General features: G+C 74.4%; 13 protein-coding genes. 5 read left to right on the top strand and 8 right to left on the bottom strand.

Translation table 11 applies throughout. From position 1 onward, the window contains the following. Nucleotides 1-9: 9 nt before the first annotated feature. Nucleotides 10-1,707, bottom strand: a complete 1,698-nt coding sequence (locus KPL57_RS44395; RefSeq protein WP_226356369.1) for an L-lactate permease — start codon at nucleotides 1,705-1,707, stop codon at nucleotides 10-12. A 183-nt stretch (nucleotides 1,708-1,890) separates the two neighbouring features. On the opposite strand from KPL57_RS44395, the gene KPL57_RS44390 reads away from it, so the two are divergent. Beyond that, nucleotides 1,891-3,105 carry a cytochrome P450 gene (locus KPL57_RS44390; protein ID WP_226356368.1) on the top strand — a complete coding sequence of 405 codons (1,215 nt, stop codon included), beginning with the start codon at nucleotides 1,891-1,893 and terminating at the stop codon, nucleotides 3,103-3,105. A gap of 22 nt (nucleotides 3,106-3,127) precedes the next feature. Further along, a complete protein-coding gene (locus KPL57_RS44385; RefSeq protein ID WP_226356367.1) occupies nucleotides 3,128-3,748 on the top strand; it encodes a TetR/AcrR family transcriptional regulator in 621 nt (206 codons plus the stop codon). Between the two features lie 120 nt (nucleotides 3,749-3,868). Here KPL57_RS44385 and KPL57_RS44380 read toward each other — a convergent pair whose 3' ends face one another. Then, complete coding sequence (locus KPL57_RS44380; protein ID WP_226356366.1) at nucleotides 3,869-4,915, bottom strand: ABC transporter substrate-binding protein; 1,047 nt, start codon at nucleotides 4,913-4,915, stop codon at nucleotides 3,869-3,871. An 81-nt stretch (nucleotides 4,916-4,996) separates the two neighbouring features. Next, nucleotides 4,997-6,937 carry a molecular chaperone HtpG gene (gene htpG, locus KPL57_RS44375; protein WP_226356365.1) on the bottom strand — a complete coding sequence of 647 codons (1,941 nt, stop codon included), beginning with the start codon at nucleotides 6,935-6,937 and terminating at the stop codon, nucleotides 4,997-4,999. A gap of 158 nt (nucleotides 6,938-7,095) precedes the next feature. Here htpG and KPL57_RS44370 point away from each other — a divergent pair, with 158 nt between their 5' ends. Together KPL57_RS44370 and secD are read left to right on the top strand one after the other, a co-directional pair. Then, on the top strand, nucleotides 7,096-7,464 hold the full coding sequence (locus tag KPL57_RS44370) for a hypothetical protein (protein WP_226356364.1): 369 nt from the start codon (nucleotides 7,096-7,098) through the stop codon (nucleotides 7,462-7,464). Nucleotides 7,465-7,559: 95 nt separating this feature from the next. After that, nucleotides 7,560-9,866, top strand: coding sequence for a protein translocase subunit SecD (gene secD / locus KPL57_RS44365; RefSeq protein WP_226356363.1), 2,307 nt, complete (start codon nucleotides 7,560-7,562; stop codon nucleotides 9,864-9,866). 11 nt (nucleotides 9,867-9,877) lie between these two features. Here the strand turns inward: secD and KPL57_RS44360 are convergent, their stop codons facing one another. The 3 genes from KPL57_RS44360 to KPL57_RS44350 form a co-directional block, all read right to left on the bottom strand. Further along, nucleotides 9,878-10,354 (bottom strand): hypothetical protein, encoded by a 477-nt coding sequence (locus KPL57_RS44360; protein WP_374203848.1) that lies wholly within the window; start codon nucleotides 10,352-10,354, stop codon nucleotides 9,878-9,880. Nucleotides 10,355-10,419: 65 nt separating this feature from the next. Continuing rightward, a complete protein-coding gene (locus tag KPL57_RS44355; protein WP_226356362.1) occupies nucleotides 10,420-10,929 on the bottom strand; it encodes a hypothetical protein in 510 nt (169 codons plus the stop codon). 51 nt (nucleotides 10,930-10,980) lie between these two features. Beyond that, a complete protein-coding gene (locus KPL57_RS44350) occupies nucleotides 10,981-11,898 on the bottom strand; it encodes a LysR family transcriptional regulator (protein WP_226356361.1) in 918 nt (305 codons plus the stop codon). An 87-nt stretch (nucleotides 11,899-11,985) separates the two neighbouring features. Between KPL57_RS44350 and KPL57_RS44345 the strand changes: the two genes are divergently transcribed. Continuing rightward, nucleotides 11,986-12,399 carry a VOC family protein gene (locus KPL57_RS44345; RefSeq protein WP_226356360.1) on the top strand — a complete coding sequence of 138 codons (414 nt, stop codon included), beginning with the start codon at nucleotides 11,986-11,988 and terminating at the stop codon, nucleotides 12,397-12,399. Nucleotides 12,400-12,414: 15 nt separating this feature from the next. Here the strand turns inward: KPL57_RS44345 and KPL57_RS44340 are convergent, their stop codons facing one another. Then, nucleotides 12,415-13,119 carry a hypothetical protein gene (locus KPL57_RS44340; protein WP_226356359.1) on the bottom strand — a complete coding sequence of 235 codons (705 nt, stop codon included), beginning with the start codon at nucleotides 13,117-13,119 and terminating at the stop codon, nucleotides 12,415-12,417. 63 nt (nucleotides 13,120-13,182) lie between these two features. Continuing rightward, the gene (locus KPL57_RS44335; RefSeq protein WP_226356358.1) at nucleotides 13,183-13,776 is read right to left on the bottom strand and encodes a DinB family protein; all 594 of its coding nucleotides are present in this window, start codon (nucleotides 13,774-13,776) and stop codon (nucleotides 13,183-13,185) included. Nucleotides 13,777-13,855 lie beyond the last annotated feature (79 nt).

The following is a 13,855-nucleotide window of genomic DNA, read 5'->3' as shown; positions in this document are numbered from 1 at the left end:
CGGTGTGCGTCAGAAGGTCGGGAGCATCCATCCGAGCACCGGGGTCGACTGCAGGAACACCAGCACGCACAACACCGCGAGCAGCCCGACGCTCCACAGGATCGTCCGCCGGAACAGCTCGGACTCCCGGCCCGCGATGCCCACGGCCGTCGCCGCGATGGTGAGGTTCTGCGGACTGATCATCTTCCCGACGACGCCGCCGGAGGTGTTCGCCGCGACCATCAGGTGCGGGTCCAGGCCCGCCTGCTCGGCCGCGGTCTGCTGCAGCGTCGCGAACAGGGCGTTGGCCGAGGTGTCCGAGCCGGTGACCGCGGTGCCGAGCCAGCCGAGGATCGGCGAGAGGAACGCGAACGCCGCGCCGGTCCCGGCGATCCAGGTGCCGATGGAGATCGTCTGCCCGGACAGGTTCATCACGTAGGCCAGCGCGAGGACGGTGGCCACGGTGAGGAAGGCGAACCGCAGCTTGTACGCGGTGGCGGCGAACTCCCGGACCGCCGTCGCGGGCGTGAGCCGGTACATCACCGCGACGCCGATGCCGCAGATCAGCAGCAGCGAGCCGGGCGAGGACAGCCACTGGAAGCTGTAGGTCGTGGTCGACACCGGGTCCCCGGACGCGCCGAGGACCTGTCCGTCGAGCCCCGGCCAGCCGATCTTGAGGTCGGTGCCGGTCAGGAAGGTCGACACCGGGCCGACCAGCTTCGCCACCGAGAACACCACGATGATCAGCAGGTACGGCGCGAAGGCCATGAACAGCCTGCCGACCGACAGCGCCTGCGAGCGCTCGGCGAGGGTGCGCTGCTCGGTCGCGACGGACCCGCCGCCGTCGCCGCCCGGGTCCTCGACGGGTGCGTCGGCGGTGCGCTCGATGCGCAGCGTCTCCATCGCCTCGGCGCCCCCGCGCGGCTGCCAGAAGCGCAGCAGGACCACGCCGGCCGCCAGCCCGGCCAGCGAGGCGACGATGTCGGTGAGCTCGACCGAGAGGTAGGTCGCGGCCAGCCACTGGGCGACGGCGAACGCGAGACCGATGACGAGCGCGACCGGCCAGACCTGGCGCACCCCGCGCTTCCCGTCGACGAGCAGCACCAGCAGCGTCGGGACGATGAACGCGAGCACCGGGGTCTGGTGTCCGACGACGGCGCCGATCTCGTTGTACGGGATCCCGGTGAGGGTGCCCGCGGTGATGATCGGGGTGCCGACCGCGCCGAACGCGACGGGGGCGGTGTTGGCCAGCAGCACGACGACCGCCGCCCGGACCGGGGAGAACCCGAGCGCCATCAGCATGACGCCGGTGATCGCCACCGGGGCTCCGAACCCGGCCAGCGCCTCGAGCAGCCCGCCGAAGCAGAACGCGATGATGATCGCCTGCACCCGGGGGTCGTCGGAGATCAGCCCGAAGGCGGCGCGCAGGTCCTCGAACCGGCCCGCGGCGACGGTGAGCTGGTAGAGCCAGATCGCGGTGAAGACGATCCACATGATCGGGAAGAGGCCGAACACCGCCCCCTCGGTGGCCGACAGCAGGGCCAGGTGCACCGGCATCCCGAAGGCCGCCACCGCGACCACGACCGCGACGACGAGCGCGGCCAGCCCGGCCCAGTGCGCCTTCCAGCGCAGGGCACCCAGCGTCACGAAGATCGCCACCAGCGGGAGGAGCGCGACGAGTGCGGACAGCCAGAGACTGCCGAGCGGTTCGGGATCTTGCTGGAACACAGGGCGCCCCCGGGCTGTCGTCGTCGTCGATGACGGTCGCAGCCTGTCACGGTTCGCCCGGTTTCACCGGTTCGGCGGTCATCCGGGGCGTACCGGACAGGCGACGCGAAACGAGAGCACACTGTCGTTTGAGCGGTTACCGTGGACTGCGACGCGCCCGCCGACCCTCCGGAGGCCAGCACCATGACCGACACCGCCACGGACTTCACGCTCCCGCTGCACATGCGCCGCGACCGGTTCCTGCCCGACGCCGAGCTGGAGCGCATCCGCGACTCCGGCGACATCCCACGGGTACGGACCGCCTTCGGCGCCGAGGCCTACCTCGTCACCCGCTACGACGACGTGCGGCACGTGCTCGGCGACGCCGCGACCTACTCCAACGCCGGGAGCGCCGAGCTGACCCGCCCGGACGCACCGCCGCTGTCCCAGCGCGAGCAGGAGCAGATGCGGGCCGGCCAGCTGCTGCTGCAGGACCCGCCGGAGCACACCCGGCTGCGCCGCTTCCTCACCCGCGAGTTCACCCAGCGCCGGATGGCCCGCCTGGAGCCGCGCATCACCGAGATCGTCGACGAGCACCTCGACGCGCTGGAGGCCGCCGGGCCGGGTGCCGACCTGGTCTCCCTGTTCGCCCTGCCGGTGCCGTCGATGGTCATCTGCGAGCTGCTCGGGGTGCCCTACACCGACCGCGACGAGTTCACCGCCCGCTCGACGCGCCTGCTCGACGTCTCCCTGCCCGCCGAGGAGCGGCTGGCCGTGGGCCGGGAGAACCGCGCCTACATGACCCGGCTCGTCGACGCGGCGCTGGCCGACCCGGGCGAGGACATCCTCGGCATGCTGATCCGCGAGCACGGCGAGGAGATCAGCCACGACGAGCTGGTCGGGATCGCGTCGCTGCTGCTGATCGCCGGGCACGAGACGACGTCGAACATGCTGTCGCTGGGCACCCTGGCGCTGCTGGAGGACCCGGAGCAGGCCGCGCTGCTGCGCAGCGACCCCGAGCTGGCCCGGCCCGCCGTGGAGGAGCTGCTCCGGTGGCTGTCGATCGTGCACACCGGGGTGGTCCGGGTGACGACGACCGACACCGTCCTGCGCGACACCCCGATCCCGGCGCGGTCGCTGGTGATGTGCTCCCTGCCCACCGCCAACCGCGACACCGGGTCCGGGTTCGACGACCCCGCCCGGCTCGACCTCACCCGCGGCGCGGCCGGGCACGTCGCGTTCGGGCACGGCGTGCACCACTGCCTGGGCGCCCCGCTGGCCCGGATGGAGATGGCGACGGCGTTCCCCGCCCTGCTCCGCCGCTTCCCCACGCTCGCACCGGCCGGACCGGTCCCGCCCGAGGCCTTCCGGGCCTACCACTTCGTCTACGGCATGCACACGCTGCCGGTGACCTGGTGAGGCCGGGCGATACCGTGCAGTGATGACCGCTTCGTCGCTCGACGGCTCCCCGGCGGGCCGTCCGCTGCGCGCCGACGCCGCCCGCAACCACCGCCGGATCGTCGACACGGCGGCCGCGGCGTTCGAGTCCGACGGAGCGGACGTCCCGCTGGAGGAGATCGCGCGCCGGGCCGGGGTCGGCGTCGCGACGCTGTACCGCCGGTTCCGGACCCGCGACGTGCTGGTGCGGGCGGTGCTGGACCAGGTGTTCGTCGCGGAGATCGAGCCGACCGCGGCCGCCGGGGACGGCGACCCCTGGGCCGACCTGGCCGGGTCCCTGGGCCGGGCGGTGGAGGCGATCGCCGGACGGCGGACGATCCTGCAGCTGGCCCGCGAAACCGGCGCGTTCGACGTCGAGTCCGCCGAGCGCTACGGCCGGACGCTGACCCGGCTGCTGGACCGGGCACGCGACGCGGGCGCGGTGCGCCCGGAGCTCACCCCGCGGGACCTGTCGGCGGTGCTGGTCATGGCGCTGGCCGTCGCCGAGGGGTCGGACGCGGCGGAGACGGCGTCGGGCGAGGACCGCGCCCGCTACCTGGCGCTGCTCCTCGACGGGCTGCGCCCGGGCAACCCGCCGCTGCCCCCGGGCTCGGAGGAGCCCTAGCAACGATCGGGGCACGGTCGCTGTCGCGGGCGGCGCGGACCCGCTACGGTTCCGGTCGTCCGCTCGGCAACGGCGCCGGGCGGATCCGCACTCCTCCCCCGACCCGCCCGCCGCCGGGACTCAGCCGCCGAACCGGTCGGGGTGCAGCCGCCGGGCGAGCGTCGCGACCGCGTCGGCGTTGCGGATGCCGGGGCTGATCTCGGCGAAGGTCGTGGTGAACACCTTGCCGTCGCGGACCGCGGGGACCGTCGCGAGCGCCGGGTCGTTACGCAGCCGCTCGGCCAGCGGCTCCGCACCCTCCGGGCCGACGTCGCGCCCGCAGCAGGCCGGGATCACGATCACGTCCGGGCTCGCCGCGACGATGCCCTCCAAGGACACGGTGCGCTGCCGGCCGGCGAGGGTGTCGAACGCCTGCCGCCCGCCCGCGGCCTCGATGATCGTCGTCGCGACGTCGCCGGTGCCGAAGACCCGCAGCTCACCGGTGCTGCCCGGGGAGTTCAGCATCGCCACCCGCGGACGGTCGGTGACGCCGTCGAGCCGGCCGGCGACGTCGGCGAGGGTGCTGCGCATGCCGGCGACGACCTGCGCGGCCCGGTCCTCGGCGCCCAGCAGCCGCCCGAGGTCGGTGAGGTCGTGCTCGACCCCGGCGAAGGACACGTCGTTGTCGCCGATGCTCTGCTGGTTGCCGCCGTCGGCGGTCGGGCAGTAGGCGCTGAACAGGAAGGTCTCCGTGCCGGTGGCGCCGAGCTCGGCGCGGGTGCCGAGGCCCTCCCGGGTGAAGGCGCCGGTGAAGCCGGAGACGACGAGGTCCGGGGCGACCCGCAGCACCTCCTCGCGCGACGGGTACTCCTCGGGCCAGTAGTCCTGCGGCCGGAAGTCCGGGTCGAGCTGCGCCGGCAGCGGGTTGTCCAGGTAGGCCGCGCCGACCAGGCGGTCCCCCGCCCCGAGCGCGAGGACGGCCTCGATGCCGTTCTGGAACATCGCGACGACCCGCTCCGGGCGCTGCACGGGCACGTCGAGGCCGCAGTTGACGACCGCGTCCGCCGCGGGATCCGTGCCGTGGTCGCCGTGCCCGGCCGGTGCCGTGACCGGGTCACCCGCGCCGCACCCCGCGAGGAGCACCAGTCCGGCGAGCAGCGGCGCCCAGCGGCGCGGGTTCCCGATCACCGCGACAGCATAGCCACGACATCTGAGTGGTTCTTCAGATGTGCGGCTCTCGTCACGGCACGGTCCCCGCGCCGCCCCGCGTCAGAGCGCGTGCTGCAGGCGCTCCGCGAGCAGCCCCACAAACCGGGACGGGTCGGCGAGCTCGCCGCCCTCGGCCAGCAGCGCCATGCCGTGCAGCAGCTCGACGGTCCCGCTCTCGTCCTTCCCCGCGGCGCGGGCGTCGCGCAGCCCGGTGACCAGCGGGTGCGACGGGTTGAGCTCGAGGATCCGCTTGACCTTCGGCGGCTCCTGCCCCATCGCCCGGTACATCTTCTCCAGGGTCGGGGTCATGTCGAACTCGTCGCCGACGAGGACGGCCGGGGAGGTGGTGAGCCGGGTGGAGAGCCGCACCTCCTTGACGTCGGAGGTCAGGACCTCGGCCATCCAGGTGCAGAGGTCGGCGAACTCGGTCTGCTTCGCCGCAGCCTCCTCCTTCTCCTCGTCGGTCTGCAGGTCCACCTGGCCCTTGGCGATGGAGCGCAGCGGGGTGCCGTCGAACCCGTCGACGGCGTCGACCCACACCTCGTCGACCGGGTCGGTCAGCAGCAGGACCTCGTAGCCCTTGTCCCGGAACGCCTCCATGTGCGGGGAGGCCTCGATCGCGGTCCGCGAGTCCCCGGTCATGTAGTAGATCGCGTCCTGGCCCTCGCGCATCCGCTCCGTGTAGGCGGCGAGCGAGGTCGGCGCGTCCGCGTCGTGGGTGGTCGCGAACGCCGAGACCCCGAGGATGGTGTCGCGGTTGTCGGCGTCGGACAGCAGGCCCTCCTTGAGCGCCCGGCCGCACTGCTCCCAGAAGGTCGCGTACTTCTCCGGCTCGTTGTCGCGCAGCGAGCCGAGCACCGACAGCACCTTCTTCACCAGGCGCCTGCGGATCGCCGAGATCTGGCGGTCCTGCTGCAGGATCTCCCGCGACACGTTCAGCGAGAGGTCCGCGGCGTCGACGACGCCCTTGACAAACCGCAGGTACTCGGGGACGAGCGCCTCGCAGTCGTCCATGATGAACACGCGCCGGACGTAGAGCTGCACGCCGCGGCGGGCGTCGCGCATGTAGAGGTCCATCGGCGCGACCTTGGGCAGGAACAGCAGCGCCTGGTACTCGAAGGTGCCCTCGGCGGCGAGCCGGATCGTCTCCAGCGGTTCCTGCCAGTCGTGGCTGACGTGCCGGTAGAACTCGGCGTACTCCTCCTCCGTCACGTCCTTCTGCGGGCGGGCCCACAACGCCTTCATCGAGTTCAGCGTCTCGGGGCCGGTCCCGGATTCCGGCTCCGACCCGGACTCCGGTTCCGCCGCCTCGGCCGCCATGCGGACCGGCCAGGTGATGAAGTCGGAGTAGGTCTTCACGATGCGGCGCAGCACCGCGGGGTCGGCGTAGTCGTGCAGCTGGTCCTCGGCGTCGGACGCCTTGAGGTGCAGGGTGACCGCGGTGCCCTGCGGGGCGTCGGCGACCGGCTCGATCGTGTAGGTGCCCTCGCCGTCGGAGGTCCAGCGCACGCCCTCGCCCGCGCCGGCCTTGCGGGTCACGAGCTCGACGCGGTCGGCGACCATGAACGAGGAGTAGAAGCCGACGCCGAACTGGCCGATCAGCTCCTGGCGGGCGTCGTCGCCGGCCTCCCGGAGCGTCGCGAGGAGCTCCGCGGTGCCCGACCGCGCGATGGTGCCGATCAGGTCGACGACCTCGTCGCGGGTCATGCCGATGCCGTTGTCGCGGACGGTGAGGGTGCGCGCCCCGGCGTCCGGCACGAGCTCGACGTGCAGGTCCTCGGTGTCGGCGCCCAGGTCCTTGTCCTGGTAGGCGGCGAGGCGGAGCTTGTCCAGCGCGTCGGAGGCGTTGGAGATCAGCTCGCGCAGGAAGACGTCCTTGTTCGAGTAGATCGAGTGGATCATCAACCGCAGCAGCTGCCGGGCCTCGGCTTGGAACTCGATCGTCTCCCCGCCCGTCGTCTCGGAGTCGATCTTCTCGCTGGTCGACGGATCCGTGCTCACGTCAGTCGTCCTCTCGGGGTCGTCACGCTGGTGCGGTCGCGATTGTGCCGAACGGCGAACGGCCGCGCGCCCGGTGCCCGACCCCTGCGGCGGCCCGGTGGTCGAGGTGACCGGTACCGTCGCCGCAGGAAACCCCCCGAACCGGACGGATCACCCTCGTGCGCACGACCCGCAGCCCGGCCCGCCGCCTCGTCGCGGTGCTGCTGCTGTCGCTGGTCGCGGCGCTCGCCCCGATCGCCGGGTCGCTGACCGCCGAGGCCGTCCCGGCCACGGCCGCGGCCTCGGTCGGGCAGGACGTCGCGCCCGCCGAGGCACCCCGGCCCGCGCTGCTGGGGCGCTCCGCGCACGACGGTCCGGTCGCCCCGGACGCGACCGGCCACCCCGGGCCCGCCCTGGACGTGCTGGTCCTCGACGCCGCCGGGCTCGGGCACGACGCGCCCGCGCCCGTCGACGACCGGACGACGGCCGCCGCCCCGGAGCCCGGGACCGGCGCGGACATCGGGTCGCGGGGACCGCCGCGGGCCTGACCGGACGACCCCGCCGGTCGCCACCGCCCGCCACTCCCCCGCACCACCCCGCCGTGCCCCGGTCCCGACCGGGGCGCCCGCCGCCGAGGATCCCTGTGAAGCCACGCCCCGTGCTCTGGCGGGCGCTCATCGCGCTCGCCGTGCTCGCCCTGTCCTCCGTCGTCGCGCTCACCACCGCCCCCACGCTGGGGCTGGACCTGCGCGGCGGCACCCAGATCGTCCTGGAGACCCGCGACACCCCCGAGGTCGCCGCCGACGGCGAGGCCACCGACCGCGTGCTGGAGGTGCTGCGCGGGCGCATCGACGGGCTCGGTGTCGCCGAGCCCAGCCTGGCCCGGTCCGGGGAGAACCGGATCATCGTCGAGCTCCCCGGGCTGACCGACCCCGCCGAGGCCGCCGAGACCCTCGGCCGCACCGCGCAGCTCACGATGCACCCGGTGCTCGGGATCGGTGACCCCGCCGCCGGGGGCGCCCCCGGCACCGACGAGCAGGGCCAGCCGCTGCAGCTCGGCCCACCGGCGCTGACCGGCGACATGGTGGGCTCGGCGATGTCCTCGCCCAACCCGCAGGGCGTCGGGCACATCGTGAACATCAGCTTCGACGGCGACGGCCCCGCCCGCTGGCAGGCCCTCACCGGCCAGGCCGCGTGCGCGCCGCCCGGCGACCCGCAGCGCCGGGTCGCGATCGTGCTCGACCAGCAGGTCATCTCCTCCCCGCAGGTCGTCGAGAACATCCCGTGCAACGTCGGCATGCTCGGCGGGCAGACCCAGATCACCGGCAACTTCTCCCCCGAGCAGGCCTCCGAGCTGGCCGTGCTGATCGAGGGCGGCGCCCTCCCGCTGCCGGTCGAGATCATCGAGCAGCGGACCGTCGGCCCGACCCTGGGTGCGGACGCGATCTCCGCGAGCGCCTGGGCCGCGATCATCGGCTCCGCGCTGGCCGGGGCGTTCCTCATCGTGGTGTACCGGCTCGTCGGGCTCGTGGCCGTCGTCGCGCTCGGCGGGTACGCGCTCGTCGCCTACTCGGTGCAGACCGGGCTCGGGGCCACGCTGACGCTGCCCGGCCTGGCCGCGTTCGTCCTGGCGGTCGGCATGGCCGTCGACGCGAACGTGCTGATCGCCGAACGCTCGCGTGAGGAGTACGCGGCGAAGCCACGCCTGGAACGCGCCTCGGAGATGGGCTACGCGAACTCGCTGTCCGCGGTCGGCGACGTCGCCGTGACCTCGCTGCTCGCCGCCGTGCTGCTGTTCGGGCTCGCCTCGGGCCCGGTCCGCGGGTTCGGCGTCACGCTGGTCATCGGTGTGGTCGTGTCGCTGTTCTCCGCGCTGGTGCTGTCCCGGCTGCTCACCCTCGCCGTCCTGAAGATCCCCGCGGTGAAGCGCAGGCCGAGGATCACCGGTATCACCGAGATCGGCCCGGTCCGGCGCAGGCTCGAGGCGAGCGACCCCGGGTTCCTGCGGCGCCCGGCGCGCTACCTCGCCGTCGCCGGGGTCGTCGTGGTCGTGATGGTGTCCGGGCTGTTCGTGCGCGGCCTGGAGCTCGGTGTCGAGTTCACCGGCGGCCGGCTGGTCGAGTTCACGACGTCGAACCCGGTGAGCGTGGAGCAGGTCCGCGACGCTGTCGGCGCCACCGGCATCGGCGGGCTCACCGTCACCGAGACCGGCGACGGCGCGGTCGCGCTGCGCTCCGGCGAGCTCACCGACGCCCAGGTCGGACAGCTGCGCGAGGTCGTCGGCGCGGCGGGCGGCGGCGCGAAGGTGCTGCGCGACGAGCTCATCGGCCCCAGCCTCGGTGCCGAGCTGGCCCGCGGCGGCATCATCGCGCTGGGTGTCGCGCTCGCCGCGCAGTTCCTCTACCTGGCGTTCCGGTTCCGCTGGACGCTCGGCGCCGGTGCGGTCGCGGCGCTGCTGACCAACGTGCTCGTGGTGGTCGGGGTGTTCGCCTGGACCGGGCGCACCGCCGACGGCGTGTTCCTCGCGGCGCTGCTCACCGTCATCGGCTACTCGGTCAACGACACCGTGGTCGTGTTCGACCGCGTGCGCGAGCACTGGGCACGCAACGCGAAGGTGCCGTTCCACAACGTCGTGGGGTCGGCGGTGCTCTCGACGCTGCCGCGGACGGTGAACACCGGCATCTCGACGCTGACGATCCTGGTCATGCTGCTGTTCCTCGGCGGGGCGACCCTCGGGGACTTCGCGCTGGCGCTGATCGTGGGCATCGTGGTCGGGACGGTGTCGACGATCGTCGTCGCCGGGCCGGTGGCGATCCTGCTGCAGCAGCGCTGGACCGGGCCCGCGCCGCGGACGTCCGGAGCGAAGCAGCCGGTCGGCAAGGCGGGACGACGGCACCCGTCGAAGGCCGACCGGGCACGGCGCCGCGCCGGCGACGGCGCGGTCGTCTGAGTGCGGCTCCCTCACGTGCGGTCCCCGAGGTCGAGGCGTTCGCCGCAGCGGTCGATCCCGGCGCGGATCATCGCGCCGTAGCCGTCGTCGGGCAGCGCCCCCACCCGGTCCCGGGCCCGGGTCAGGTGGTGGCGCGCCCGGTCGTCGTCGCCGAGGCGGCGGTTCACGTCGGCGAGGTTCAGGTGCAGCGACGGCAGGAACCCCCCGACGCTCAGCGACGCGTGGTGGCGCTGCGCCCGCTCGTCGGTCAGCTCGTCGGCGGCGGCCAGGGCGCGCTCGTCCCACAGCAGCTCGGCGTGCGGGTCGTCCTGGACGTCGGCGGCGTAGTGGGCCAGCGTGCACCGGTGGAAGGGGTCGCCGTCGGCGGTCACCTGCTCCCACAGGGCGTCGAACCGGGCGCGGGCCCCGGCCCGGTCACCGGCACGGCCCGCCCCGACGGCGGCGCCGACGGCGTCCATGACGGGGTCGGCGGTGACGGGCTGGTCCACGGGGGCCTCCGGGTGCTCGGGGGTGGGTCGGGACGCATGCTGCACCGGACCCCCGACAGTTCCGCTCAGCCGCGGGGCAGCTCCCGCCAGCGCGCCTCGACCGCGCGCCACTCGCGGTCCAGCCGTCCCGCCGCCCGTGCGCGGCCGGCGACGCCGGCGGCCGTGTACACCGCGACCAGGCCGGACCCGCCGACGCCCAGCACCGTCGCCGAGCGCAGGATCCCGGCCGTCCGGACCTCGGTCGGGTGCTCCGGGGCGGCCGGGACACCGTCGGGGCCGATCCACAGCCCGAGCGACCGGCCGGGCGCGACCCGCCCGCCGACGGTCACCGTGGCGGTCCGCACGACGCCGCGGCCGTCGGTCCAGCCGACGTCGACGGGCCCCGGTCCCGCGGTCGTCCCGAGCACGGTCGCGCTCACCCGGGTGGTCCCGGCCGCCTCGGCGGCGGCGGTCTCGGCGGCGTCGCCGACCGCGATCGCCAGCAGCAGGAGCAGCCCGGCCGCGACGGGCACGACGACCCGCCGCAGCCCGGTCAGGGCCCGTTCGACACCGTCGGGCTCGTCGGAGGGGTTCATGGGTCGAGGGTCGGCCCGTCCGGCTCACCGGACAATGCGGAAGTTCCGCTCTCAGCCTTCGGCTGTGACAGAGACAGCGTGGATGTGGTCCGCGAGTGCCAGCACCGCGGGCCATCCCGGCGAGCTCGGCTCCAGGGCCGCGCCCCAGCACAGCGACAGCCCGCGCCGGGCCCACTGCTCCCCCAGCGCGACCACCTGCAGACGCCTGGCACGGGCCGGGACGGCGGCCGCGCGACGGGGCACGACGGCGATCCCGGCCCCCGCCTCGGCCAGCGCGACCACCGTGCCCAGGTCCGCGGCGCGGGTGCGGTACCGCGGCGCGAGCCCGGCGTCGGCCGCCTGCGCGTCGAGCGAGAGCTGCAGCGGCGACGACGCGGCCAGCCCCACCATCGGGTGCTCGGCCGCCTCGGCGAACGCGATCACGTCGCGACCGTCGAGCACACCGTGCCCGGCGCCGACGACGACCAGCGAGTCGTCGCACAGCGGCTCTGCGGACAGCCCGTGGTCCGCCGCCACGTGGTCCAGGACGATCCCGAGGTCCGCACCGCCGTCGACCAGGGTCCGGGCGGTCTCGACGCTGCGCCGCAGCGTCACGTCGACGTCGGAGTGCGGCCGGGCCAGCAGGAACGCCGTCACCGCCCGCGGCACGAGGTCGTGCATCGCCGAGCTCCCGGCCAGCAGCGACAGCCGCGCGCTCGCCGGCCGGGAGTAGGAGGCGATCGCGCCGTCGAGGCGCGCCGCCCGGTCGAGGACCTCGCGGGCGTGCCGGGCCAGTGCCCGCCCGGCCGGGGTGGTGCGGACCCCGCGCCGCTCCCGGACCAGCAGCTCGACCCCCGCGTGGCGTTCCAGGGCCCGGACCCGTGCGCTCGCCGACGGCAGGCTCAGGTTGGCCCGCGCGGCACCGCCGGTGATGGAGCCCTCGGCGACGACGTGCAGGAACAGCCGCAGGTCGGTGAAGTCGTACTGCACCCGCAGAGCCTATGGCAGCTCCGTACCCTGGGTCGACACGTCCGATGCGGACGGGCGCTGTCCGCGTCGGGGGCCAGGATCGTCGCCGTGACCCCGACCCTGCAGATCGCGTTCGACGCCGCCGACCCGCACGCCCTCGCGCGGTTCTGGGCGGCCGCCCTCGGCTACGAGGTGGAGGACCACACCGCGGTCGTCGACGGCCTGCTGGCCGCCGGCCACCTCGGCGAGGCCGACGTGCTCGTCGACGGCGACCGCCGCGGGTTCCGCGACGTCGCCACCGCCCGCGGGCCGGGTCCGCGGCTGTTCGTGCAGCGGGTGCCGGAGCCGAAGTCGGCCAAGAACCGGGTGCACCTGGACCTGCAGGTCGGCCCGCAGGAGGCTCCCGCGGAGGTGGAGCGCCTGGTCGCGCTCGGCGCCCGGGTGCTGTGGACGACGGCCGACCGCGGGCCGCTCACCACCACCCTGTGCGACCCCGAGGGCAACGAGTTCTGCGTGACCTGAGTCGCCGCGACCGGCTCAGCCAGGCTCGAAGTCGTAGGTCCGCCCGCCGACCCGGAGCAGGTCGACGGCCGAGACCAGCCCGGCGTCGCCGCCGCCCTGGTTGAACCCGGCGGCGTAGGCGGTCATGTCCGGGTACGCGGCCATGATGTCGGACAGCGTGCGCTGCTCGCCGCCGTCGCGGCACTGCCGGTAGGCGTCGACCCGGCCGATCTGCTGTGTCGTGCAGTAGGTGCCGGACCCGACGTCGTAGCGGGTCCAGGTGCCGGCCGGGGCCCGGTCGGGCAGGTAGGTGAGGACGTACAGGTCGCCCGGCTCCAGGGTGCCGCCGTTCACGTCGACGGCGATCGCGAACGACGGCATCGCCCCGCTCGACGACGCCGGGTCGCGGTACGCCCAGTAGCTCGCGTCGGTGAACCGGGACAACGGGCCGGCGACCTCGTCGGTGACGTACTGGCGCTTGTCCCCGTCGCCCGGGGTGCGCAGCTCGAGGGCGCCGCTGCCGCCGTCGGGCGGGGCGCCGTGGCGGGCGGTGAACTCGCGGCTGCCGGAACCCTCGTCGAGGGTCCCGGCGAACTGGTTCGACGCCGCCGGGGTGACGGTCACCCGCCCCGAGGGGCCGAACGGGCCGATCGCGACGGCGGGCTGCAGCGACGCGAGCCCCACCAGCGCGACGACGGCCGCGGCCGTGGCGATCAGTCCGTTTCGTCGTCCTCGACGCATCCGTCCTCCCCCGAGCCGATCGTGGAGATCAACGACCGGGGACGCCCGGGGATACCGCCGGGCTCAGGCCAGCAGGGTGCCCGGCGCCGCCTCGTAGGGCTGGAAGAAGTCGTTGGCGGGCGCCCCGGCGAGGGTGAGCACCAGCGCGGGCACCGCGACGCCGTCGATCTGCTCGCGGAGGATGTCGGCGTGCCCCGCGTGCCGGGCGAACTCCTCGACCAGGTGCACCAGGTAGAAGCGGGCGTGGATCGGCCGCGCGTCGTAGATCCCGTCCCAGGGGGTGGGCGGGGCGGTCGAGTCGCCTGCCGGGTCGGTCTTCGCGACGGTGGCGAGCAGCTCGGCCCGGACCCGGTCGAACTCCTCGACGGTCGCGGCGACGGTCTCGTCGTCGCCGACGGTGAAGCTGCCGGTGAACCGGGCGAACGCGGCCGCGTCCAGCGGCTGCTCGGTGACGTCGCCGGTCAGCCGCTCCAGCGCGCCGCGCATGCAGTAGGCGGCGTGCTTGACCAGGCCACCGACGGACAGCGCGCTGCGGCACGGGGTCGCGCGCGCCTGGTCCTCGGTGAGGCCGAGGAGCGCGGAGCGGATCGCCGTGAGCTGCTGGTCGATGTAGTTGAGGAGACCGGTGATCTCGTCGTGGCGGGCGGGTGCGTACATGGGGTCCTCCGGGGTGCTCGGGAGCGGTTCGAGGACGACTGTGCCGCCCCATGCGGTCAGGTCCGGTCCTCGACGGCGG

The sequence above is a fragment of the Pseudonocardia sp. ICBG601 genome (genome assembly GCF_020496245.1).
The sequence above is the reverse complement of the archived record's forward strand: the minus strand, read 5'-3'. Positions and strand labels throughout refer to the sequence as shown.

Excerpts from the sequence above, each read along its gene's own strand:
- KPL57_RS44340 (WP_226356359.1), bottom strand. The coding sequence starts at position 13,119 with ATGCGTCGAGGACGACGAAACGGACTGATCGCCACGGCCGCGGCCGTC.
- KPL57_RS44385 (WP_226356367.1), top strand. The coding sequence starts at position 3,128 with ATGACCGCTTCGTCGCTCGACGGCTCCCCGGCGGGCCGTCCGCTGCGC.
- KPL57_RS44355 (WP_226356362.1), bottom strand. The coding sequence starts at position 10,929 with ATGAACCCCTCCGACGAGCCCGACGGTGTCGAACGGGCCCTGACCGGG.
- KPL57_RS44335 (WP_226356358.1), bottom strand. The coding sequence starts at position 13,776 with ATGTACGCACCCGCCCGCCACGACGAGATCACCGGTCTCCTCAACTAC.
- KPL57_RS44390 (WP_226356368.1), top strand. The coding sequence starts at position 1,891 with ATGACCGACACCGCCACGGACTTCACGCTCCCGCTGCACATGCGCCGC.